Genomic DNA, 24,218 nt, shown 5'->3' on the forward strand with positions numbered 1-24,218 from the left:
CGGCGCGGATAACCGCTGAAGGCATCTAAGCGGGAAGCCGTTCCAGGGATTAGTTCTCCTTCCGGTAAGGGCCCAGGTAGACTACCTGGTCGATAGACGGCAGGTGCAAGGGCGGCGACGTCCTCAGCCGAGCCGCACTAATCGCCCGAGCTCTTCCGGAACCGCACCTCGCGGCCCGCGGGACCCAGCGCTCACAGGCGCGGTCCGGGCACGAGGATGCCCCCGAGTCACCTCCCCTATGCGCCATGCGGCCCCCAGGGCACGTGAGAGGGACACCGGGCACCGAAGATACGGTGGGCGCCGCCCACCGGTCAGCGGCCAGAGCATGGGGGGCACGCCCGGTCCCGTTCCGAACCCGGAAGCTAAGCCCCATCGCGCCGAGAGTACTGCGGGGCCAGCCCGTGGGAGGCCAGGGCGCCGCTGACCGGTGGACGGCACCGAGCCGTCATCGAGAATCGAGAAGGGGGAGGCCTCGCGGCCTCCCCCTTTTTTGCGCTATATATAAGCTGTGCCTTGTGAACGGACTCTTCCTTTGACTCTCTTACTGTTTGGCTGTTTTTTGAACTGTCGCTTTGTATTTGCGCGATAATTACTCGCATTGACGTTAGGGAGAGCTTGATGTTTACCGTTTTCGTTTTGGGCAATATTGCTTCGGGTAAATCGACTGCCTGCCGCTTTCTGGAATCTCGCGGAGCCCTGCTTATCGATTTAGATGTTCTTGCCAAATCGCTGTACGTACCGGGGTCGGATATCGTCAATGCTCTTGCTGAAGAGTTTGGCTGGGATATTTTGGACGAGGATGGCGGTGTTCGACGTAACGTTCTCGCTTCTCGAGCTTTTGTTTCTCCCGATACGGTTGCAAGGCTCAATAGTATTGTTCACCCCGCTCTCATTGAGCAGCTTTCGCTGAGGATTCTCGATCCTGCTTGCTGTACGGTTTCGTCCCCCCGCTATCCCTTTGCGGCGGTCGAAGTATCTGCTCCGACTGGCTTTGAGGATGCCTTTGGCCTTGCGGATGAAATTATGGTTGTTAGCGCTCCTTTAGCGGTCCGTCGCGAACGCGCTATTCACCGTGGTATGGAGCCATCCGATTTTGATGCTCGCTGTGCTTGCCAACCCGATGAGTCTTCGCTTTGCAGTCTCGCCACGACCGTGATTGATAACGCAGCGGGCGACAGCTCGCTTTTTGAACAACTGGACGCGTGGCTTGCTCGCCATGGCCTTATGGATGCTATGGATAAGGAGACGACAGATGCCTAAGACGCGTTTCTTTACGTGGTATCGCCTTGTGCCGCTGGTTGTCGTTTTCGTCTTTGGCCTTATCTCGCTCGTTTACTCGTGTGCTCCCGCCGCTTTCTTTAAACCGTTCTATCCGATTGACTATGAGGCGTATGTAAAGCAGTCCAGTATTTCGCATAATCTCGATCCGTATCTGGTGTGTGCCGTCATCAAGTCGGAATCAAACTGGGATCCCGAGGCGGAATCAAATCAGGGCGCCCAAGGTCTCATGCAACTTATGCCCGAAACCGCTCAGGATATGATCGCTAAGGGCCTTGTCGACGGGGACGAGTATTCAGCCGATGACCTGAATGACCCCGCTTCGAATATCGAATTTGGGTGCGCGTACCTCTCATACCTGTTGACGTATTTCAATGGGTCGACGGATAGCGCTATTGCTGCTTACAATGCCGGAATGGGCAATGTCGATGGGTGGGCACAGCAAAACACATCGCTCCATAACGCGATTGCCTTTCCCGAGACGCAAGCCTATTTGATTCGTGTCAATAATGCCTGGGTTCGCTATAAGACCCTCTATCCCGACCGGTTCGTATAGGACTATGCCTGCCGCCTGCGTATACTGCAGATGTATGAGTTAGGAGTATCCATGGCGGATTTTGAAGTTGAGCGTGTTGGCGGAGAGCTCAAACGTTTTGGCGTTGAGGGCTCCGAGGTACCGTTTGAGGTCGTGTCTCCCTATGAGCCTGCAGGTTCACAGCCTAAGGCCATTGAGTCGCTTGTGCAGGGTGTGAGGGACGGAGACCGGTATCAGGTTTTGCTTGGCGTGACCGGCTCGGGCAAGACCTTTACCATGGCCAAGACCATCGAAGCTCTCGGTAAGCCAACGCTGGTCATGGCCCCCAACAAAACCCTCGCCGCCCAGCTTGCGAGCGAGCTCAAAGAATTCTTTCCCAACAACGCCGTGGTCTACTTCGTCTCGTACTACGACTACTATCAGCCCGAGGCATATGTGCCGCAAAGCGATACGTATATCGAGAAGGATGCTTCGATTAACGAAGAAGTTGAGATGCTTCGACATCAGGCGACCGCCTCGTTGCTTTCTCGACGCGATGTGATCGTCGTTGCTTCGGTGTCCTGTATCTATGGCATCGGCTCTCCTGAGGACTATGCGGGGCTGGCGCCGAATGTCGACAAGAAAGTACCGCTCGAGCGCGATGACTTTATCCATGCGCTCATCGACATTCAGTACGACCGGAACGACTATGACTTGGCGCGTGGCACCTTCCGCGTGCGTGGTGATGTTGTCGATGTGTATCCGCCCTATGCCGAGCATCCGTTGCGATTTGAGTTCTTTGGCGATGAGGTCGAGCTTATCGCCGAAATCGATGAGGTTACCGGTGAGATGCTTCGTGAGTATGAGGCTATTCCCGTGTGGCCGGCATCGCACTATGTGACCGAGAAGCCCAAGGTCAAGGCGGCCTTGAAGTCGATCAGCGAAGAGTGCGAGAAGCGCGTGGCGGAGCTCAAGGCGACCGACAAGTTGCTCGAGGCGCAACGTCTACAGCAACGGACCGATTATGACCTCGAGATGCTCGAGACGATGGGCTTTTGCAACGGCATCGAGAACTACTCGCGTCATCTGGACGGGCGTAAGCCGGGTGAACCACCGTTTACCCTAATCGATTACTTTCCCAAGGACATGCTCTGCATCATAGACGAGAGCCATGTGACGGTGCCGCAAATTCGTGGCATGCATGAAGGCGACCGTTCGCGTAAAGTGACCCTGGTGGAGCACGGCTTTCGCCTGCCCTCGGCGCTCGACAATCGTCCGCTTCGCTTCGATGAGTTTGAGGCGAGGATTCCACAGTTCATCTATGTTTCGGCAACGCCGGGCGACTACGAGCTGCGGGTGAGCCAAAACGACGTGGAGCAGATTATTCGTCCGACCGGCCTGCTCGATCCCAAGATCGACGTACGTCCCGTTCGCGGTCAGATTGACGATCTTGAGGACGAGATTCGCGAGCGCGTTGCCCGCAAGGAGCGCGTGCTGGTGACCACGTTGACCAAGCGCATGGCCGAGGACCTGACCGACCATCTACTTGATGCGGGCATTAAGGTCAATTACATGCACTCTGATACGGCGACAATGGACCGTGTCGAGATCCTGCGAACGCTGCGCGAGGGCAAGATCGATGTTCTCGTTGGCATCAACCTGCTTCGCGAGGGCTTGGATCTTCCCGAGGTCTCACTGGTGGCAATTCTCGATGCCGATAAGGAAGGCTTCTTGCGCAACCGCCGTTCGCTGATTCAGACGATTGGCCGTGCGGCCCGTAACGCCGATGGCGAAGTCATCATGTATGCAGACGTTGTGACCGATTCGATGAAAGCGGCCATCGAGGAGACGCGGCGCCGTCGCGAGATTCAGATGGCATATAACGACGAACATGGCATTGTGCCCAAGACAGTGCGCAAGGCCATCAACGACATCTCAAGTTTTATTGCCGAGGCCGAAAAAACTGTGGGCTCCAAGGGACGCTCGAAGGGCGACTCTCTTGGCCATGGCGCATTCTATACGCCCGATGAGTCGGGCGAGGGCGGTGTGCCGGAAACGGTGGCGCCCGAGCAGACCCTTGCGGAACAGTTGGAAGAACTACCGCATGACGAGCTTGTGCGGATCGTCGAAACCATGGAAGAGGATATGCGTAACGCTTCTGCCGCCATGGACTTTGAGGAGGCGGCGCGCCTGCGTGATGCTGTCGTTCAGATTCGGGCGATGCTCGAGGGTGCGTCTGAGGACGAGACGATCGAGCGCTTGCGTTCGCAGGCCCGCAAGGGTTCCACGTTCGCATCGGGTAGAAAACGCCAGGGTGCACGGTTTAAGAAATAGCGAACAGGCCCCGAGCTCCATAGGGAGCTCGGGGCCTGTGTCTTTTGCGCGCTGGAATTCGTTCGCTAGAGGTCTGCGATCAGGGCTTCGGCACAACGGATACCGTCGGTGGCCGCGCTCATGATGCCTCCGGCATATCCAGCTCCCTCACCACAAGGGTAGAGGCCCGGGGTCGACACGGCATGGCACGTTCGGTCTCGGGTGACAGTGACCGGTGAGCTCGAACGAGTCTCCACGCCGGTAAGAACGGCATCGGGGCGGTCGTAGCCCCGTAGCTTTTTTCCGAGTAGGGGAAGTCCCAGGCGGAGCGACTCGACGATATGCTGCGGCAGGGCTTCGTCAATTGCCGTCCAGGTCACACCGAGCGGATAGGTGGGCTTTACCTTTCCGGGCGCCTTGCTGGCGCGTCCTGCGAGGAAATCTCCGACGAGTTGTGCCGGTGCGTTCCAGTTGGAACCGCCCAGGCGATAGGCGGCCGCCTCGCAGGCGCGCTGGAGCTCGATGCCGGCGAGCGGGTCATCGTCGGGAAGGTCCTCGGGCGTGACGTTAACGAGCAAGGCGGCATTTGCGTTACGGCCGTCGCGGGCATTGAGGCTGGCGCCGTTGACGCACAGGTGGCCCTGCTCGGAAGAGGCGGCGACAACCTGCCCGCCGGGGCACATGCAAAACGAGAACACGCTGCGGCCGTTGGGAAGATGGGCGACGAGTTTGTAGGGGGCTGCACCGAGGGCAGGATGTCCCGCCGAGGCTCCATATTGGGCTCGGTCGATGTCGCGCTGCGGATGCTCGATGCGAACGCCCATGGCAAAGGTCTTTTGTGCGAGGGCCACGTTGTGGTCCTTAAGGAGTTCAAAAATATCGCGAGCAGAATGCCCGCAGGCGAGGATGAGGTGCTTTGTCTCAATTGACTCGTAAGCGGCGTCTTGGGATGATTGGACATCAATACCGGTGATGGCGCCAGACGCGTCGATGCGAATGTCGACGAGTTTTGTTCGATAACGGACGACACCTCCGAGTTGCTCGATGCGCTGGGATATAGCGGTAACAACCGTGGGAAGGATGTCGGAGCCAATGTGCGGCTTGGCATCCCACAGAATATCGCGGGGCGCACCCGCCTCGACGAAGGTTTCGAGGATGAGGCGATGGGCGGGATTTTTGGTTCCCGTATTGAGCTTGCCGTCCGAGAAGGTCCCCGCGCCGCCCAGACCAAACTGGATATTGCTCTCGGGGTCGAGGATACGCTCCTTTAGAAAGAGGTCGATCGAATGCGAGCGGCGAAATGCCGGGTCGCCGCGCTCGATGAGCAAGGGCTTAAGACCTGCTTTGGCGAGCGTAAGCGCAGCGAAAAGGCCGGCGCATCCGGCGCCGACGACGACAGGGCGCTCTTTGGGTGCGTCGGAGACGGGGGAGGGGAATGAAGGCTCATCGTCTTCTATCGCGCGTACGCGCGAGCGGTCACGCTCGGCAACGCTGTCGATCGCTTCTCGCTCGAGGTGGGGACTAGCCAGCTCAACACGAAAGCTCAGGATAAAATGGACGTCTCGTTTTTTGCGAGCGTCGATTGACTTGCGGTGGAGCTCGATGGACTTGATCTCGGAGTCCTTGCAACGCAGGACGCGCTTGGCGAATCGCTTGCCAACAATGAGGCAGGCATTTTCATCGCCGGCTTCATCGAGTGACGCGTTGACTTGGGTGAGTTCGATCATCGAGGTCTCCTTAGAGGCAAGAAAGAGGCCGTCCGGTATCCCAGACGGCCCGAATGCGTTTTTGATTATAGACTGTGCGGCTACAGGCTGCTTGCAGCGCGAATGCCCGAGATCCAGGCCCACGCAAGGTTAAAGCCTCCGCAATCGGCGTCGATGTCGAGCGCTTCGCCGCAGACGTAAAGCGGGGCGTCGACAACGCTGCACGCGTGTAGACTGGGTGTTGAGATGCTCTCGACAGATACGCCACCACGCGTGACCTGCGCCGAGCGCTCCTCGGCTGTTCCCTCGACGAGCAACTTAAAGTGCTTGAGGAACGAGACCAGGTGGACGACATCGTTGGAGCCTGGATGGCACTGCTCGAACGCTGTGCAGACGACGCGGGAGAGTTGCGGGGCGAGCATGCCGTCGAGCCAACGGGGATCGCGGGGCGAAAAGCCGCCGAGCAGCTTAACGCGCCGGTTAAGCATATCGAGCAACTCGTCTTTAGAGAGGTCGGGGAAAACGTCGAGCAGGATCGTATCGCCGCGCTGGATACGACGGGAGAGGTTGAAGACAGCGACGCCCGAGATACCGAAGGTTCGAAACAGTACTTCACCGTCTTCGTGCCAGAGCTCACTATGGTTACGGGTGAGCGTCAAGCGGGCGCGGACGCGCAGACCATCCAACGTCTTGAGTGCCGCCCGATCGCCAACGACCGTTGCCGATACGGGGCAGAGGATGGGGCGCAGCGAAGTGAGGGGGAGGCTAAACGTATCGGCGATACCGGTGGGGTTGCCACCCGTGGCGATAATTACGGCATGTGCCTCCAGGGCCTCGTTCTTGCGAGGGACATCGGCGAGTGCTTTCCGAAGCGAGCGGAGCTCCGATTTTCGGTCGTCGTGCTTTTTTGCCTTGAGTGCCCGCGCTGGACGGTTTATTTGGAGTGCCCAGCCTTCGGAAGCTTTGTGCGCCGAGGCAACGTTGGCTCCGCAGATTAAAGTGATACCCAGGCGGTCGCAAACGTTGAGAAGCGCGTCGCGCACCGATTCGGCGCGAAGCGAGCGCGGGTACAGCCGGCCTTCCTCGGAGGTTGTCATGATGCCCAGCGAGGAGAAGAAACCCATAAGCTCTTGTTCGGGCTGGGGGCCCATGACGGATTCGACGAATGCGGGGTGGTTATACCGCTGAGGATCAATCGATTCGTTGGAGAGGTTGCAGCGACCGTTGCCGGTCGCAAGCAGCTTAAGGCCGCACGCGACATCGCGCTCAACGATGCAGACGCTTTTACCCGCGCGTGCGGCCGTAATGGCGGCGGCGAGGCCTGAAGCCCCGCCGCCGATTACCAGGACGTCATAGAAGGCGCTCGTGTTCACTTAGGCCTCGTCGGTCTCGTGCGGGGCAATGGCCTCGACGGCAGAGACTGCCTGAGGCAACATGCCATCGGGCAGTGCGGTCTCGACCTCGCCCTTATCGCAGGCCTCGGCGAGTGCCGGATTAATGGGAAGCTGGCCCAAGATGTCGAGGTTATAGCGCTCTGCGACCTCGGGGAGCTTGCTCTTGCCAAAGACCTTGATCTTCTTGCCGCAGTCGGGGCACTCAATATAGCTCATGTTCTCGACAATGCCCAGAATGGGGACGTTCATCTTCTCGGCCATGTTAACCGCCTTGGCGACGATCATCGAGACCAGATCCTGCGGGCTCGTGACGATGACGATGCCGTCGACGGGCAGTGACTGGAAGACGGTGAGCGCGACGTCGCCTGTTCCCGGAGGCATGTCGACCAGCAGGTAGTCGATGGGGCCCCACGAGGTCTCGCTCCAGAACTGCCTAATGGCGCCTGCGATGACCGGACCGCGCCAAAGGACGGGGTCGGTCTCGTTTTGGAGCAGCAGGTTGGAGCTCATGACCTTGACGCCGTGCTCGGAGATTTCGGGCAGCATAAGGTTGCCAAGGGCATGGACGTGGCGTCCGCTCATACCGAACATCTTGGGGATAGAGGGACCGGTGATGTCGGCATCGAGGACGCCGACCTTGTGGCCGTGACGGGCAAGCTCGGTGGCGATGGCACCGGTGACAAACGACTTGCCGACACCGCCCTTGCCGGAAAGCACGGCGATGACGCGTTTGACCTCGGACAGCGTGTTCTCCTCAAATTGCGACGGCGACGTTTGTCCGCCGGCGGCCTGTGCGTGCTCGCAACCCATGTATGACTCCTTTGTATATGTTGGGGCCGGGGCCCCGTGATGTGACACGAGCGTCATTGTACCCTCGTTTGCGAGCGGGAGTCATTTGTGATGCATTTGGGCCGAGCGTGCTTGCAATACGATGGGCCCAAGCGAATGAGCGGGTTTACTGAACTTTGCTGGCGAACTCGAGGTATTGGATGCGCTGCAGCTTGTCGATCGTCGAGGCGTATGGGCTGTCTTCAGATTCCAAGTCGTAGCGCAGCCCGTCGGCACCAAGATAGCCGGCGACATTGATGGTGGGCACATCTGACCTTGTTGCAAGCAGAGCCTTTTGATAGTCGGTGAGCGGGGCGCCGATCTTATTAAGGGTAATGGCTGCAATCTCGTTTGCCCCGACGGTGTCGTAGACGTTGAGCTCGGTATTGCCGGCGATTTCATAGTTAGCCCAGACGAAATAGGTCGACTGATAGATACGGAAAGCGTGGCTTGCCGTATCTTCCTGAGGGTACAGCTCGTCGTTGAGAGTCGTTGCGGCGCTCGGCTGATGGTCGCCAAAAAAGACAAGAACAACCGGTCTGCCGATATTGCGGAGCTCGTTGATAAAGTACTCGAGGTCCCGGTCGGATGCGTTGATGCAGGTAAGATAGGTGTTGAGCGCGCTATTGGCGCCCTCGCTGGCTCCCTCGACCCAATAGTTTGTCAGCTCTTCGGCGGGAACGGTGCCATAGTCGTAGCCGCCGTGATTTTGCATCGTGACGTCAAAGATGAACTGCGGGGCTTCGTCGGTTCTAAGCAGGTCGAGTATCTTGTCGTAGGTGGCGTAGTCGCATACGCCGGCATGGTAACAGGGCGCACCTTCGAAATCGCCGATTGAAAGAAAGTCTCCAAAGCCCAGCTGCTGATAGATTTTATCTCGATGGTAGTTGACGGGGTTTTGCGGGTGCATAGCGGTAGCGGTATACCCAAGCTCCTTAAGGTCCTTTGCCAGGCTGTTGACGCCATTCATCTGATATAGCTGATAGGGGATTTTGCCTAATCCGACAAAGGCCGTTGTCGCTCCGGTCAAAAATTCGAATTCGGAGTTCGCCGTTCCGCCACCGGCGACCGAAGCGAGCATGGTGCCGCGAACAAGTGTGTCGGGAAGCGAGTTGTAGAATGCGGGGCCGGTGTACCCGGCCGCCTGGAGCTGCTCAAAGCACGAAAGGTCGCTAAAACTCTCGTTCATGACGGCAACAATCGTCGGCTTGATTTCATTGAACTGGGCAACGGCCGCCGCGCGCTGCTCGCTCGAGCCATACGTGCTGTCGTAGGTGGCGGCGAGCTCCTGCTCGATGCTCTGCGCCTCATCGGGCGTATAGTCTTCGGGCTTCTCAATGGGCAACTCGTTGACCATTTCGGTGAACGAAGTGATAAAACCCTGAGACGCATACGTGGTGATGGGCTGCCAACGGTCAAATCCAAAATTCAGCGCCTGCTCCAAGTCGATGCTGGAAAAGCCCGAGAGCCCCACAACGGTCACTAGCAGAAAAGCGCAGAGGTTAGCGGCGATTGCGGGGAAGACATGGGTGGGCGTACGGACCTTTCGCGGTCGGATAAGCGAAAGAAGCCCCAGGGAAATCTCTAGCAGGGCTAGAGAGGTTACGATTCCGGCGGTAAAGGTAAACTCGTATCCCTCGCTCACTTCCATTGCGGTGCCAAGGGCCAAGATATCGCTTGGCAGGATGGCCTCGCCTTTAAACGTTATGACGAAGTGCTCGGCAATGCCAAGGATGCAACAGACGACGGGCACGAGGACCATGACGCCTCCATGACGCTGTCCCAGCAAATAAAGGGAGAGCAGAACCGTCGCGAGCAGCCCGACGGAAAACCCGAATGAGTTGGCGGGAATGCGATAGAACGTTTCGTTGCAGGCAATTTCGAGTGAAACGAACGAGAGCGCTGAAACAGCGGCGATGACAAGGATGTCACGGCAAATACAGGCAACCGTTCCCGTCGCAAGATCGGTTTGGTCAATAAGTCCCGAAACCAAGGGCTCGACAAGAAGTATGACGGCGGCAGCACCGAGCGCCGAATAAGAAAGGACCCATAGGGAACTGTCCTCATTTACGAGCAATTGATTCGTAATCCATGCAGCTACCATGCCGAGCGGGATGAGGAGCGTCGCGCACCAAAAGACGCGGGCAATGGGCGGCTTTTCATTGTGTTTGATTGAAAAATACACGCGCACGACGACGGTGGCCACGATAAGGACGGCGATGAATATGGGCAGATTGGCCATGTCGCTCGAAGTGATTTCAAGGGGGATATCTTCGGTCATGGACGTTCCTCTGTTACAGCAAATTAAGTTCAGTTTTAGATTACTGTAACCTTTCCACGGCATTTCGAGAAACAAAGCGCCCGATACGCAAAGCTAAAGGTCTGCGAATCTTATATTACGAACATCTGTGCGCGTCGAGTGCGCTAAACTCATCGGCAGTATGATTCGATGCAATAGGAGGCAAGGAGCTTCCATGTCTGATTCTTCTATCGTTATTCGCGGCGCTCGTGAGCACAACCTCCGTGATATCGATGTTTCCATTCCGCGTGACCAACTCGTGGTCATTACCGGTCTTTCTGGCTCGGGCAAGAGCTCGCTGGCATTTGACACTATCTATGCCGAGGGCCAGCGTCGATACGTCGAGAGCCTTTCGAGCTATGCGCGCCAGTTCTTGGGCCAGATGGACAAACCCGACTTGGATTCAATCGACGGCCTTTCGCCGGCGGTGTCGATCGACCAAAAGACGACGTCTAAAAACCCTCGCTCGACGGTTGGCACCGTAACCGAGATTTATGACTATCTGCGCCTGCTGTTCGCCCGTGTGGGCACCCCGCACTGTCCCGAATGCGGCCGCGTCATTGAGCGCCAGACGACCGACCAGGTTGCCGACAAGGTCTTGGCGGCGGGGGAGGGTCGCCGCGCGTTTGTGCTGGCACCGGTGGTGCGCGGGCGAAAAGGCGAGTACACCAAACTGTTTGAGGACCTTCGCGCCGAGGGCTTTAGCCGCGTGCGTGTCGACGGTGAAGTGCGCTCGCTCGACGATCCAATCGATCTGGACAAGAAGTTCAAGCACGATATCGAGGTCGTGGTCGATCGCATCGTGATCCGTGAGAACTCTCTGGGCCGTATCGCCGAGTCCGTTGAGCAGGCGACCGCGCTGGCTCACGGCAATGTAAATGTGTACATGCTGCCCGATCGTGATGCTCCCGAGGGGACCGAGGGCGAGCTGCTGGAGTATTCGTTGGCCTTGGCGTGCCCGGAGCATGGACACTCCATTGACGATCTTCAGCCGCGTGATTTTTCGTTTAACGCTCCCTATGGCGCATGTCCTGAGTGCGACGGCCTGGGCTTTAAGAAAACCGTTGATGCCGAGGCGCTGATCGAGGACCCCTCGAAGTCCATTGCCGACGGAGTCTTTGGTAGCCTGTTTGGCAATTCGAACTACTACCCGCAGATTTTTGCTGCGGTCTGTAAACACTTTAAGGTAAGCGCCGATACGCCGTGGGAGGACTTGCCCCCTCGCGTGCGTCGTGCATTCTTGGATGGCCTGGGCGATACGAAGATCTCGGTTGACTACCAAAAGCTCGACGGACGTCGTAGCCAGTGGGATACCAAGTTTTCGGGCGTTCGCAACATCCTGTACGAACGCTATACCGAGACGACGAACGAGAACACCAAGGCGCGCTTGGAGAAGTACATTCGCGAGGAACCGTGCTCGAGCTGCCACGGCGCTCGTTTGCGCCCTGAGATGCTCGCCGTCACCGTGGGCGGCAAGTCCATTTACGAGGTTTGTTGCCTGTCGTGCCGTGAGTCGCTCGAGTTTTTTGAGGGCCTGGAGCTCACCGAGCGCCAACAGTTTATCGGCGGGCGCATCGTCAAGGAAATCCTGGAGCGCTTGCGTTTTCTGGTCGATGTTGGACTCGACTATCTGACGCTCGATCGTGCCTCGGCGACGCTTTCTGGTGGCGAGGCGCAGCGTATTCGCCTGGCAACGCAGATCGGCGCCGGCCTCATGGGTGTCCTGTACATTTTGGACGAGCCATCGATCGGCCTTCATCAGCGCGATAACGAGCGCCTGATCAAGACCCTTGAGCGTCTGCGCGATATCGGCAATACCGTCATCGTCGTCGAACACGACGAGGACACGATCCGTGCCGCCGACTACGTGATCGACATGGGGCCCGGCGCCGGCGTCAACGGCGGACACGTAGTCGCGGCGGGAACGCCTGCCGATATCATGGCGTGTCCTGAGTCGATGACGGGCGCTTATCTGACCGGCAAACGAATGATCCGGGTGCCTGATGAACGGCGCAAGCCCGGTCGCGGCTGCCTTAAAATTACGGGCGCTCGAGCTAACAACCTCAAAAACGTTACTGCCAAGATCGAGTTTGGTACGCTTACGGTTGTTACCGGCGTGTCGGGATCGGGCAAGAGCTCCCTGGTTACCGACACCATTGCGCCTGCCCTTACGAATGCTATTCACCGTTCGACGCGCCCTGTGGGTCCGTATAAGAAAATCGAGGGCATCGAGTGTATCGATAAGGTTATCGATATCGACCAGTCGCCGATTGGCCGCACACCGCGTTCCAACCCTGCTACCTATATTGGCCTGTGGGATGATCTTCGCGCGCTGTTTGCGAGTACGCCGGAGTCGAAGGCGCGCGGCTACTCGCCGGGCCGTTTCTCCTTTAATGTGAGTGGCGGGCGCTGTGAGGCGTGCAAGGGCGACGGACAGATCAAGATCGAGATGCACTTCCTTCCCGATATCTACGTTCCCTGCGAAGTTTGCGGCGGTAAACGCTACAACCGCGAGACACTCGAGGTCACCTACCGTGGCAAGACCATCTCGGACGTGCTCGACATGAGCGTCACCGAGGCGCTGGCCTTCTTTGGGAATATCCCGCAGATTAAGCGCAAGCTTCAGACTTTGTATGACGTTGGCTTGGGCTATGTGAGTTTGGGGCAGCCTGCCACGACGCTTTCGGGCGGCGAGGCGCAGCGTGTGAAACTCGCCAAGGAGCTTCATCGACGCCAGACGGGCAAGACGTTCTATATTTTGGACGAGCCGACGACCGGCCTTCATTTTGAGGACGTCCGCCAGCTGCTCGATGTGCTGCAGCGCTTGGTCGATGCGGGCAACACGGTGCTGGTGATTGAACACAACCTTGATGTCATCAAGGTTGCCGACCGCCTGATCGATATGGGTCCCGAGGGCGGCAATGGCGGCGGAACCGTCGTGGTCTCGGGTACGCCGGAGCAGGTCGCGGCATGTTCGCAGAGTTACACGGGCAAGTTTTTGGCACCGCTGCTCAAGCGCGACCGCGAGCGTCAGGCACAACTCGACGCCCAGTAAAGAGACGCCGTCGTACGAGAAGCGCCACCGATTCCTTTCGATTCGGTGGCGCTTCTGTGTGTCGAGATGACGTATGCGGCTAAATTGGACATATACTTAGGCGTTACGTTCGAATGCGAGGGAAGGGACATGCCATGGCAAAGGCTGCAAAGACGCCGAAAACCAATGCGATGCGCGAGCTGGAAAACGCCGGCATCTCCTATATTCTCCATACGTATGAAGACGATGGCGATGAGTCGGTGGGTTTAGGCGTTGCAATTTTGGAACAACTTGGCGAGGAGCCTGGCCAGGGGTTTAAGACCTTGGTTTGCGTGACGCCGTCCAACGAACACGTTGTGTGCTGTATTCCCGTTGCCGACGAGCTTGACCTAAAGGCCGCAGCGCGCGCCGCTGGTGAAAAGTCGCTGACCATGATGCATGTCAAGGACTTGCTTGCCGCGACGGGGTATGTCCGGGGCGGCTGCAGTCCAGTCGGCATGAAAAAACGCTTTCGGACGCTGATCGATGAGACATGCGTCCTTTGGGATACCATTTTTATCTCAGGCGGTAAGCGTGGCTATCAACTTGAGCTTGCCCCCGACGACTTAGTTGCATTTTGCGGGGCGACGGTTGCCCCGATCACGAGGGAGGACTGAGCGATGCCGCAGGAAGAATCGAAGCGCGGAGCTCACTTTGCAAAGGGTTCGGCTTCTCAGACGCCCGCGCCTGAGGCTTCTTCGGTCGATGACCAGATTCGAAACGCTTGGTCCGTTGCTGCAGATCCAGGGGAGACGGCTGTGTATTTGCGTGCCGCCGGCGCCGGTACGGTGCCTCCCCGCACGATTCTCTCTTCGGCTCGTCCCGATGAGACGGCGGTGTTTTTGGCCGCGGCTCAATCCCGTGCCGGACGGATGCCTGACGCCGGGGCGTCTCGTGCGCCGCGTCCCGATGAGACGGCGGTGTTTTTGATGGCGGCTCAGGGAAAGGGCGCACTGCAGGGTGTCCCAGCCGATCGTCCCGCGAGGCCTGCAACCGACGGTGATGGCGAGCAGCTGCTTTTGGATGACGAGTGGTCACCGCTCGGCTCGACCGATCCGGTCGAGGGCGTTGCTGTTGAGGACGATGATTGGGATCTATTGTCGTTTTCTGGTCGAACCGCTGCCGCCAGGGAAGTTGACACGGTGTTTGGTAATAATGCCGTAGCTAACGATGACGCTTCGTTTGACAACGATGTCACGCCTGTTGACGGAGCTTTTTCTGCCGATGATGCCGTTTTGGTCGACGACCCCTTCGCGATAATCGATGAGCCTGATATCGAGGTTGATTCTCGACAACACACTGAAGTCAGCCCCCAATCACAGGACGACGTAGATGATATGGGCTCGTCGGACTACTCTACGGTTGGCCGTTCTGCCGGCCTCATGACTGCACTGACCATCGTGTCGCGCGTCACCGGGTTTATCCGTACTTGGGCTATGGCTGCCGCCATCGGCATGTCGCTGCTCTCGTCTTCCTATCAGGTCGCCAACAACCTGCCCAATATGCTCTATGAGCTCGTGATGGGCGGTATGTTGGTTACCGCCTTTTTGCCGGTGTACATGGGCGTGCGTCGCGAGCAGGGTCGCGACGCCTCAAACGAATACGTAGGTAATCTGCTCGGCATCCTGCTTTTGCTGCTGGGCGGCATTTCGGTGTTGGGCACCGTGTTTGCTCCGGGCTTTATCTGGACGCAGTCGTTCCTTTCGGGCGATGGCGGAAGCATGGATACCGCTGCATTCATGTTCCGTTTCTTTGCCATTCAGATTTTGTTCTACGGCTTGGGCTCGGTGTTCTCGGGCGTTCTTAACGCGCATCGTGACTACTTTTGGTCGACGTTCGCCCCGGTACTCAACAATGTGATTGTCATTGCGAGTTTTATGGGCTTCGCTCCCGTATCTGCCTGCTTTGGTGAGCAGGCGGGCGTCGTTTTGATTTCGCTCGGCACGACGCTTGGCGTTTTTGTCCAGATGGCGTGCCAGATTCCCGCACTCGGTAAGCATGGTGTCCGGCCTCATATTCATATCGACTTTAAGGATCCTGCACTGCGACAGACGCTCGCGCTCGGCGTCCCGACGTTGCTCGCTACGGTATGCATGTTCGTGTCGACTTCCATTACCAACGCAGCCGCGCTGGTGGTGCAGCCCGAGACCGGTCCTTCTGTAATTGCCTATGCGCGCCTTTGGTACACACTGCCTTATGCCTTGATAGCCGCCTCGCTCTCGACGGCGCTTTATACCGAGCTTTCGCACGATGCCCAGGAAAAGGATTATGACAGCGTGCGCGTTGGTATCTCGCGCGGCGTGGCCCAGATGCTCTTCTTCCTGATTCCTTTCGCTCTATATCTCATTGTGTTTGCCCGTCCGCTCAACATGATTTATTGCGCCGGCAAGTTCGACGAGTCGGGTGTGGCGCTTGTGTCCGAGTTTCTGGTTTATCTGGCGCTCTCCCTGCCACTCTACGGCGTGGTCGTGTTGATGCAGAAGAGCTTCTCGGCGTTGCTCGACATGAAGCCCTATAGTCGCTATTGCCTATACTCTGCCATCGGTCAGGCTGGTTCGGTTCTGCTGTTTGGTGTGGTGCTGGGCTATGGCATGCCTGCGATTGCGATGTCGTATGTTGTCGACTATGTGATTCTGGTCGGCTGTTCGCTGTGGTGGCTGCGTCGTCGTCTGCAGGGTCTTCAGGTTAAATCTATTCTGCACGGCTGTTTCTATGGCCTTTTGCTCGGCGGCCTGGGTGCCGCAGCGGGTGCCGGCGTTTTGTGGGCGCTCGAGAGTTTTGTCGGAGCGCTTGGCGGATCGATTCTTATTACCTTGGGCTATGTTTGCATCGCGGGCATGGTTTCACTTGCCGTGACTTTTGGCCTTGCCGTCCTTCTAAAGATGCCTGAGGTCTCCGCGCTTCTTCGCCGCAGGTAGGCAGTCGTGGCAGGTCATGACAACATTCCAACGCTTGCCGAACAGGTTTCGCGTGTGCCCATGCAGCCTGGCTGCTACCTTTGGAAAGATGCCAAGGGCGATGTCATTTACGTTGGCAAGGCTAAAAATCTGCGCTCGCGCATGCGTCAATATGTGACGTTGCAGGACGAGCGCCAAAAGATTCCACTGATGATGCAGCTGGTTGCGAGCTTTGACTATATCGTTGTCGAGAACGAGCACGAGGCGCTGGTGCTCGAGCGCAACCTGATCGGTCAATACCATCCGTACTTTAATGTCGACCTTAAGGACGATAAGAGCTATCCCTTTATCGCTATCACCAAGAGCGATCTGTTCCCAGCTATTAAATATACTCGTGAGCGTCATAAGCCGGGAACGCGTTATTTTGGTCCCTACACCGACAGCCGCGCGGCGCGCGAGACCATTGATACGCTGCGCAAGGTAATCCCGATCTGCTCGGCTTCTTGTGCGGAATGGCGTCGATGCCGCCGTATCGTCGAGTCCCACAAGGGCGAAGAAGATATCGTCAATATGATTTGCGCTCAAAACGGGCGTCCCTGCTTTGACTTCCATGTTGGCCGCGGCCCGGGGGCATGCGTCGGTGCGATCTCTCCAGCCGACTATGCTAAAAACGTTAAACGCGTCGAGCGATTTTTGTCGGGCCATCGTAAAGATGTCGTTGATGAGCTTACATCCGAGATGACGGACGCCGCCGAAGCGCTCGATTTTGAGCGGGCGGCGCGCGTCAAGCGTCGCTTGGAAGTTATTAGGGGCCTGGACGACCGACAGCAGGTCGTTTTTCCGTCGAGTGTCGATCTCGATGTGATTGGTTTCTATCGAGAAGAGACCATTTCGGCCGCCTGCGTGTTTGTTGTGCGCGAGGGGCGAACGGTTCGAACCTGTGAGTTCATTCTCGATAAGGGCCTGGATGTCGATGAAGAGGAGCTTCAATCGGGCTTTCTCAAGCGCTATTACGACGAGACGGCTGATATTCCAGCCGAGGTGAACCTTTCCGTCGAGCTTGAGGATGCGGAGGCGCTAGGGGAGTGGCTTTCGGACAAGCGCGAGCGTTCCTGTCATCTCCATAGGCCTCAGCGCGGCGAAAAACACCGGTTGCTCGATATGGCATCTAAAAATGCGCGTCATGCCCTCATGCGTTATATGATGCGCACGGGATACGCCGACGATCGCACCAATCGAGCGCTCCTGGAGCTTGAGAGCGCCTTGGCGCTACCTGCGCCGCCAATGCGAATCGAGTGCTTCGATATCTCTACGCTTCATGGCACCTTTACGGTCGCCTCGATGGTGGTGTTTACCAACGGCCACGCCGACAAGAGCCAGTACCGCCGCTTTAAAATCCAGGCCGAATTGGACGAGGCGAACGACTTCGTTTCGATGTCCGAGGTTTTGGGGCGTCGCTATGCTCCCGAGCGGATGACCGACGAACGTTTTGGCTCGCGCCCCGATTTGCTCGTTGTCGACGGCGGCAAGCCGCAATTGACGGCTGCAATTAAGCAACTTGAGGCCCTTGGGCTCGATATACCAGTTTGTGGTTTGGCAAAGGCCGATGAGGAGGTTTTCGTGCCTTGGGACGAGACTCCTGTCGTACTTCCGACCGGGTCTGCGTCGCTCTATCTCATCAAGCAGGTGCGCGACGAATCGCACCGTTTTGCCATCACGTTCCATCGCGAATTGCGCGATAAAGCTATGACGGTTTCGGTACTCGATGACGTTCCAGGCGTGGGACCCACTAGAAAACGTGCAATTATGCGCCATTTTGGCTCGATGAAGCGGTTGCGCGCGGCGAGTGAGCAAGAGATCGCGGAAGTTCGCGGCATACCTGCCGATGTTGCCAAGGCGGTCCACGAGGCGCTCGTTGCATGGAATGCCGAGCGTGCCGAGGCCGCGGCTGGCCATTCCGATAGCTAAACACGAGCATAAATAACTGATATACATGATTGCGCGATTTTCAACCATTTATTTCGCCATGATTGCCTGCAGGTTTCGGGTTTTATTAACGCTAAAACGTTTGACTAACCCAAGCGAAAACCCTGCTATCCTGCGGGTTGACGAAGACTGATATCTCACCTCGCCGATACATACTGTCTGCTGTATCGTTTGTCAACGAATTCGGTGAACGGTAGTAAATACCGTTCAAGCGTATGTATGTATCGGTCGCCGAGCGCGGCACCTCAGTTGGGTTTGTCGGTAGGTAAGGTATATATCGTCCGCAAGTTGCGCGGGGGCAAGTTTAGGTGCTCCCGGGTAAGATTCTCTATTGATAGGAGAAGACATGGCCATCATCAATAAGGGTATGTCCAGGCGTTCGTTCCTTGGCCTCACCGGCAGCGTCGCTGCTGTCGCCGGCTTTGGTCTCACTGGCTGCGGTGGCAGCTCTAGCGACGAGGGTTCCGCTCCCGCCGATTCCGCCAACCGTGGCGGCGGCGTGATCACTGCCGGTTCCGCTTACGCTCCGTCCAGCTTCGACCCCGCCAGCACTGGCTCCGCCGTGGGCCTGGGCGCTAACTGGCACGTCGTCGAGGGCCTCTACGGCATCGATTACCACGACTACAGCACTTTCAACGAGCTCGCCACCGATGATCCCAAGTCCGTGGACGACACCACCTTCGAGGTCACCATCCGCAAGGGCGCCAAATTCTCCGATGGCACCGAGGTTACCGCTGACGACGTCGTCGCCTCCTACACCGCTTGCGCCGCTTCTGCCACCTACGCTCCGTTCTTCCAGCCTTTCGAGTCCATCGAGGCCAAGGATGCCAGCACCGTGACGGTCAAGACCAAGGTCCCCAACTTCTCCCTGCTCAAGGATCGTCTGGCCATCATTCGCGTTACTCCTGCCGCCCAGAGCGAGGAGGATCGCGCCAAGCAGCCGATCGGCTCCGGCCCCTGGATGTACGATTCTATCTCCGATACCGAGATCACCCTGGTTCCCAACCCCGAGTACAACGGTGAGTATGCTGCCGAGGATAAGAAGATCCAGTACAGCATCCTGACCGACCCCACCGCTCGCGTCACCGCTCAGCAGGAAGGCTCCACGCTCGTCATGGAGCTCGTTACCGCTGACGCCGTCGACCAGCTCGAGGGCGCTGGCTGCAAGATTGACAACGTCCAGGGCTTCGGCACCCGCTTCATCATGTTCAACGTCGCCAAGGAGCCTTGGAACGACGTCAAGGTCCGTCAGGCTGTCATGTATGCGCTCGACACCGAGAAGATGATCAGCAACACCTTCGCCGGCCTTGCTACCGCTGCCAGCTGCTACCTGCCCAAGAGCTTCACCAACTATCATGAGGCCTCCACGGTGTACAAGACCGACGCCAAGAAGGCCAAGAAGCTTATCGAGGAGTCCGGTATCACCCCGGGCGCCATTACCCTGCGCACCACCGATAACGAGCAGATCAAGGGTATGGCTGCCCAGGTCAAGAACGACCTCGACGCTCTCGGCTTCGATGTGACCATCCAGACCGATACTTCGCCGGCCACCTATGCTGCCATCGACGGCGGCGAGGCCTACGATATCCTCCTTGCCCCTGGCGATCCTTCCTGCTTCGGCGCAGACCCCGACCTGCTGCTCAACTGGTGGTACGGCGACAACGTCTGGATGCAGACCCGTTGCCCGTGGAAGGAGTCCGCTGAGTGGCAGAAGCTCCACGGCCTTATGGACGAGGCTCTTGCCGCCGAGGGCGACGAGCAGCAGAAGAAGTGGAACGAGTGCTTCGACATCATCGCCGACAACGCCGTTCTGTACCCCGTTGTCCACGTTAAGACCGTCTCCGCTTCCTGGAACGACCCGTCCACTGCGCCCAACGGCGAGGCCCTCGATGGCTTCAAGGGCATCGGCACGACGAGCATGTCCTTTAAGGGTGTCGCGACCGTCAAGGCGTAAGACTCGCTTGAGTCTATATGCAGGATGTCGGCCGTTGGGACCGTATCCTCATAGTTGAAACAAAGACCCGGGCGGCAACGATGTCGCTCGGGTCTTGTAATGAGTGTCCGTACTCATATACCAGTTGGTCCTACCGACAAAAGAAAGGGGAGAGAACGTGAACAACTTTCTACGTTTGATTGGAAGGCGTCTCGTGGCGCTGCCGATCATGGCATTGGGCGTCACCGTCCTGGTGTTCTTCCTTATGTCGTTCTCCAAGACCGACCCCGCCTACACGGCGTTGGGTGACGGTGCCTCGCCCGAGGCGGTTGCCGAGTACCATGAGAAGTATGGTCTGGACGACCCCTGGCCCGTGCGCTACGTGCGCTATATGGGCAATTTGATCCATGGCGACATGGGCACCTATGGTGCTGCTCGCAACTCCGTTGCCAAGCGCATCTCCACGGCCCTACCCGTCACGATGCAGCTGACCTTCATCGGTCTTGCCATCGGTGCGGTCGTATCGTTTTTGCTCGGCGTCATCGCGGCCCTGTATCGCGATAAATGGCCGGACCAAGTGATCCGCGTCTTTTCCATCGCCGGCTTGGCAACCCCGTCGTTCTGGCTTGCCGTTCTGTTGATCCTGCTGTTCTCCTCCTACCTTAAGGTACTCCCGGCATCGGGTGCCCTGCCGCACTTCACCACGAATCCGGCTGGCTATCTGGGACGCATGATCATGCCCGCCATCGCCTTGGCATTTCCGCTGACGGGTCAGATGACTCGTATCGTGCGTACCGCCATGGTCGAGGAGCTCGACAAGGACTATGTCCGTATGGCTCGCGGCGCCGGCGTTCCCGAGAAGGTCGTCGTCGGCATCAACGTTCTTCGCAACGCGCTGATCACCCCGGTCACCACCCTCGGTCTTAAGATTGGCTATCTCATGGGCGGCGCCGTCGTCATCGAGGTCATCTTCAACCTCCCCGGCATGGGTACTGCGATCCTGCAGGGCGTTCAGGGCAACGAGGCGAACCTGGTTCAGGGCGTCGTCATCGTCGTTGCTCTTGCCTTCATCATCATCAACATCGTGGTTGACATGCTCTACCTGCTCATCAACCCGCGCATCAGGACGGTGTAGATTATGGTAAAGATTCGAGAGAAGCAAACCGAGCAGCTCGAGAAGGCTGCCTCCAAGGGGCTCAAGCTCGGTGGCTGGAAGAAGATGACGCTGTCTTCTAAGATTGCCGCCATCGTGCTGGTGCTGGTCGCCCTGACTGCGATTCTTGCCCCCCTGCTTGCCCCCTATAGCCCGGTCGAGATCTTTACGGCTCGCCAGGCGCCCGGCAACGGGTTTATCTTCGGAACCGACGACAAGGGCCGTGACATCCTTTCGCGTATGCTCTACGGTGGCCGTTACTCGCTGATCATCGGCTTTGGTGCTACCGCTATGGCTCTGGTCTGTGGCTCCGTTGTCGGTGCTCTTGCTGCGGTTTCGCGCAAGGCCGTCTCCGAGACGATTATGCGCATCCTGGACATCATCATGTCTGTCCCGGGTATCGCCCTCGCAGCCGTCTTCGTTTCCATCCTGGGCAACTCCGTGCCGTCGATTATCTTTGCGATCGGCTTTATGTACACCCCGCAGATCGCCCGTATCGTGCGTGCCAACATCGTATCCGAGTACGGTGAGGACTATGTCCGCGCGGTCATCGTCTCCGGCGCCAAGGCTCCGTGGATTCTGATCAAGCACGTTCTTCGTAACTGCATTGCCCCGATCATGGTCTTCACCGTCACCCTGGTCGCCGACGCCATCATCTTCGAGGCTTCGCTGACCTTTATCGGCGCTGGCATCCAGGAGCCCACTGCTACGTGGGGCAACATCCTCGCCGACGCCCGCGGTGGCGTGCTCGCCGGTCGTTGGTGGCAGGCGCTGTTCCCGGGTCTGGCCATCATGATCACCTGCCTGGCGCTCAACATCCTCTCCGAGGGCATTACCGACGCTATGGCCGCTGCTCCTTCCGCCGCCCTGGATCCGACCGATTCCTCCAAGCGCCGCGAGGCCGACCTGCTGGTCTCCGACCCCGTTCGCGCCTACAAGGAGCAGGCCCAGTCCCTGTCCGCCCGTCTTGGCGCCCTGCGCGATGTCGAGCTCAAGCGTAACGACCGCCATGTGCCCGATGAGTCCGTTGAGCCGATTCTTTCGGTCCGCGATTTCTGCATCCAGTTTGAGCACCACGGTGATATCAACGTCGTCGACCATGTCAACTTTGACGTCCGTCCCGGCCAGACCATGGGCCTGGTAGGCGAGTCCGGCTGCGGTAAGTCCATCACCACGCTGGCCATCATGGGCCTGACCGATGAGGACGAGCATCTTTCCGGCGAGGTCCTCTGGGAGGGTCGTGACCTGCTCAAGATGAGCAAGAAGGAGTGGTTCGGCCTGCGCGGTACCGATATCGCCATGGTCTATCAGGACGCCCTGTCTTCGCTCAACCCCTCTATGCTCATCTCCGCCCAGATGAAGCAGCTCACCAAGCGCGGCGGCACCCGCAGCGCCGAGGAGCTCCTGGAGCTCGTCGGCCTCGACCCCAAGCGCACGCTCGAGAGCTATCCGCACGAGCTTTCCGGTGGACAGCGTCAGCGCGTTCTGATCGCTATGGCCCTTACCCGCGACCCCAAGCTGGTCATCTGCGACGAGCCCACGACCGCTCTGGACGTTACCGTCCAAAAGCAGGTCATTAAGCTGCTCAACGATCTTCAGGCCAAGCTCGGCTTTGCCATGATCTTCGTTTCGCATGACCTGGCGTTGGTCGCCGAGGTCGCCCATAACATCACGGTTATGTACGCCGGTCAGGTTATCGAGCAGGCGCCCACCAAGGAGCTGCTCACCAACCCGATTCACGAGTACACCCGCGGTCTTCTGGGCTCCGTTCTGTCCATCGAGAGCGGTTCGGGCCGCCTGCACCAGGTGCCCGGCGCCGTCCCCAGCCCGCGCGATTTCCCCAAGGGCGATCGCTTCGCGCCCCGCTCAAGCCATCCGCACATCGGCCTGGACACCCGTCCGGTCTTCAAGCGCGTGCCCGGCACCGAGCACTTCTATTCCGAGCTCCCCGATGAGGTGCTCAAGGCAAATGGTTTGACCCCTCATGCGGAGGTGATGTAGATGAGCGAGACTGCGGTCAACGGCGTCGAGCCGATTATCTTCCTTGACGATGTCCACGTCACCTTTAGGACCCGTACCGGTTCGATCCTGCACCCCAATCTGGTTCATGCCGTCCAAGGCGTGACCATTAAGCTCATGCCCGGTCAGACGATCGGCATCGTCGGCGAGTCCGGTTGCGGCAAGTCCACCACTGCTAACGTCATGTGCGGCCTGCAGGCCCCCACGAGTGGCAAGGTCTACTTTAAGGGCAAGGACGTCACCAAGCGTACTGCCGAGGATCGTCGTCACATGGGCCGCGTCATCTCGGTCGTGTTCCAGAACCCCGCGACGGCACTCAACCCTCGCATGGTCGTTCGTGAGCAGCTGCTCGATCCCATGCGCGTCCACAACCTGGGTACCGAGGCCGAGCAGGAGAAGCGCGTTAAGGAACTCCTGGAGCTCACCGGTCTGCCCAGCTCTGCCGCCGAGGTTCTTCCCGGCCAGCTTTCGGGCGGTCAGCGCCAGCGCGTGGCAATTGCCCGTGCCCTGTCGTTGAACCCTGACGCCATCATCGCCGACGAGCCCACCTCGGCTCTGGACGTTTCGGTCCGCGCGCAGATCCTCAACCTGTTGACCGATCTTAAGAAGGAGCTCGGCCTGGCTATGGTGTTCATTAGCCATGACATCCAGACGGTCCGCTACATCTCTGACGACATCATCGTCATGAACGGCGGCAAAATCGTCGAGCAGGGCGAGGCCAAGCAGGTCTTCCAGAACCCGCAGGACCCCTACACCAAGATGCTGCTCGGTGCTGCGCCGTCGCTGCTGCATCCCAAGCTTGGCGAGTAGGTTCGCTTTCCCTCC

General features: G+C 58.4%; 15 protein-coding genes and 2 rRNA genes. 13 read left to right on the plus strand and 4 right to left on the minus strand.

Features of this window, described 5'->3' with window-relative positions:
• The 5 genes from ACTNA2_RS02790 to uvrB all read left to right on the plus strand — a co-directional run.
• Positions 1-162: ribosomal RNA gene (locus ACTNA2_RS02790) — 23S ribosomal RNA — on the plus strand; the annotation flags it as partial.
• A 148-nt stretch (positions 163-310) separates the two neighbouring features.
• Positions 311-426: ribosomal RNA gene (rrf, locus tag ACTNA2_RS02795) — 5S ribosomal RNA — on the plus strand.
• 192 nt (positions 427-618) lie between these two features.
• A complete protein-coding gene (gene coaE, locus ACTNA2_RS02800; RefSeq protein ID WP_154517538.1) occupies positions 619-1,260 on the plus strand; it encodes a dephospho-CoA kinase in 642 nt (213 codons plus the stop codon).
• Complete coding sequence (locus ACTNA2_RS02805; RefSeq protein WP_154517536.1) at positions 1,253-1,834, plus strand: lytic transglycosylase domain-containing protein; 582 nt, start codon at positions 1,253-1,255, stop codon at positions 1,832-1,834. The genes coaE and ACTNA2_RS02805 overlap by 8 nt, the downstream gene beginning before the upstream one ends.
• Positions 1,835-1,885: 51 nt before the next feature.
• On the plus strand, positions 1,886-4,126 hold the full coding sequence (gene uvrB / locus ACTNA2_RS02810; protein WP_441032771.1) for an excinuclease ABC subunit UvrB: 2,241 nt from the start codon (positions 1,886-1,888) through the stop codon (positions 4,124-4,126).
• A gap of 65 nt (positions 4,127-4,191) precedes the next feature.
• Here uvrB and ACTNA2_RS02815 read toward each other — a convergent pair whose 3' ends face one another.
• From ACTNA2_RS02815 to ACTNA2_RS02830, 4 genes are all read right to left on the minus strand, one after another.
• Entirely contained in the window at positions 4,192-5,832 is a 1,641-nt protein-coding gene (locus ACTNA2_RS02815) for an NAD(P)/FAD-dependent oxidoreductase (protein ID WP_441048563.1), read from the minus strand.
• Between the two features lie 80 nt (positions 5,833-5,912).
• Positions 5,913-7,184, minus strand: coding sequence for an NAD(P)/FAD-dependent oxidoreductase (locus ACTNA2_RS02820; RefSeq protein WP_427718675.1), 1,272 nt, complete (start codon positions 7,182-7,184; stop codon positions 5,913-5,915).
• Entirely contained in the window at positions 7,185-8,015 is an 831-nt protein-coding gene (locus ACTNA2_RS02825; protein WP_441048564.1) for an Mrp/NBP35 family ATP-binding protein, read from the minus strand.
• A gap of 145 nt (positions 8,016-8,160) precedes the next feature.
• Positions 8,161-10,314 carry an LTA synthase family protein gene (locus tag ACTNA2_RS02830; protein WP_441048565.1) on the minus strand — a complete coding sequence of 718 codons (2,154 nt, stop codon included), beginning with the start codon at positions 10,312-10,314 and terminating at the stop codon, positions 8,161-8,163.
• 193 nt (positions 10,315-10,507) lie between these two features.
• Here ACTNA2_RS02830 and uvrA point away from each other — a divergent pair, with 193 nt between their 5' ends.
• From uvrA to ACTNA2_RS02870, 8 genes are all read left to right on the plus strand, one after another.
• On the plus strand, positions 10,508-13,387 hold the full coding sequence (gene uvrA, locus ACTNA2_RS02835) for an excinuclease ABC subunit UvrA (protein WP_427728763.1): 2,880 nt from the start codon (positions 10,508-10,510) through the stop codon (positions 13,385-13,387).
• Between the two features lie 134 nt (positions 13,388-13,521).
• Positions 13,522-14,022, plus strand: coding sequence for a Cys-tRNA(Pro) deacylase (gene ybaK / locus ACTNA2_RS02840; RefSeq protein WP_427718664.1), 501 nt, complete (start codon positions 13,522-13,524; stop codon positions 14,020-14,022).
• Positions 14,023-14,025: 3 nt separating this feature from the next.
• A complete protein-coding gene (gene murJ / locus ACTNA2_RS02845) occupies positions 14,026-16,323 on the plus strand; it encodes a murein biosynthesis integral membrane protein MurJ (RefSeq protein WP_427728764.1) in 2,298 nt (765 codons plus the stop codon).
• A gap of 60 nt (positions 16,324-16,383) precedes the next feature.
• Positions 16,384-18,270 (plus strand): excinuclease ABC subunit UvrC, encoded by a 1,887-nt coding sequence (uvrC, locus tag ACTNA2_RS02850; protein ID WP_154517564.1) that lies wholly within the window; start codon positions 16,384-16,386, stop codon positions 18,268-18,270.
• A 364-nt stretch (positions 18,271-18,634) separates the two neighbouring features.
• Complete coding sequence (locus tag ACTNA2_RS02855) at positions 18,635-20,242, plus strand: ABC transporter substrate-binding protein (protein ID WP_427718660.1); 1,608 nt, start codon at positions 18,635-18,637, stop codon at positions 20,240-20,242.
• 157 nt (positions 20,243-20,399) lie between these two features.
• A complete protein-coding gene (locus ACTNA2_RS02860) occupies positions 20,400-21,356 on the plus strand; it encodes an ABC transporter permease (RefSeq protein ID WP_370450641.1) in 957 nt (318 codons plus the stop codon).
• 3 nt (positions 21,357-21,359) lie between these two features.
• On the plus strand, positions 21,360-23,375 hold the full coding sequence (locus ACTNA2_RS02865; protein ID WP_154517511.1) for a dipeptide/oligopeptide/nickel ABC transporter permease/ATP-binding protein: 2,016 nt from the start codon (positions 21,360-21,362) through the stop codon (positions 23,373-23,375).
• A complete protein-coding gene (locus ACTNA2_RS02870; protein ID WP_154517508.1) occupies positions 23,376-24,203 on the plus strand; it encodes an ABC transporter ATP-binding protein in 828 nt (275 codons plus the stop codon).
• Positions 24,204-24,218 lie beyond the last annotated feature (15 nt).

It is taken from the genome of Collinsella sp. HCP28S3_E9, assembly GCF_052065455.1.
GTDB lineage: Bacteria > Actinomycetota > Coriobacteriia > Coriobacteriales > Coriobacteriaceae > Collinsella.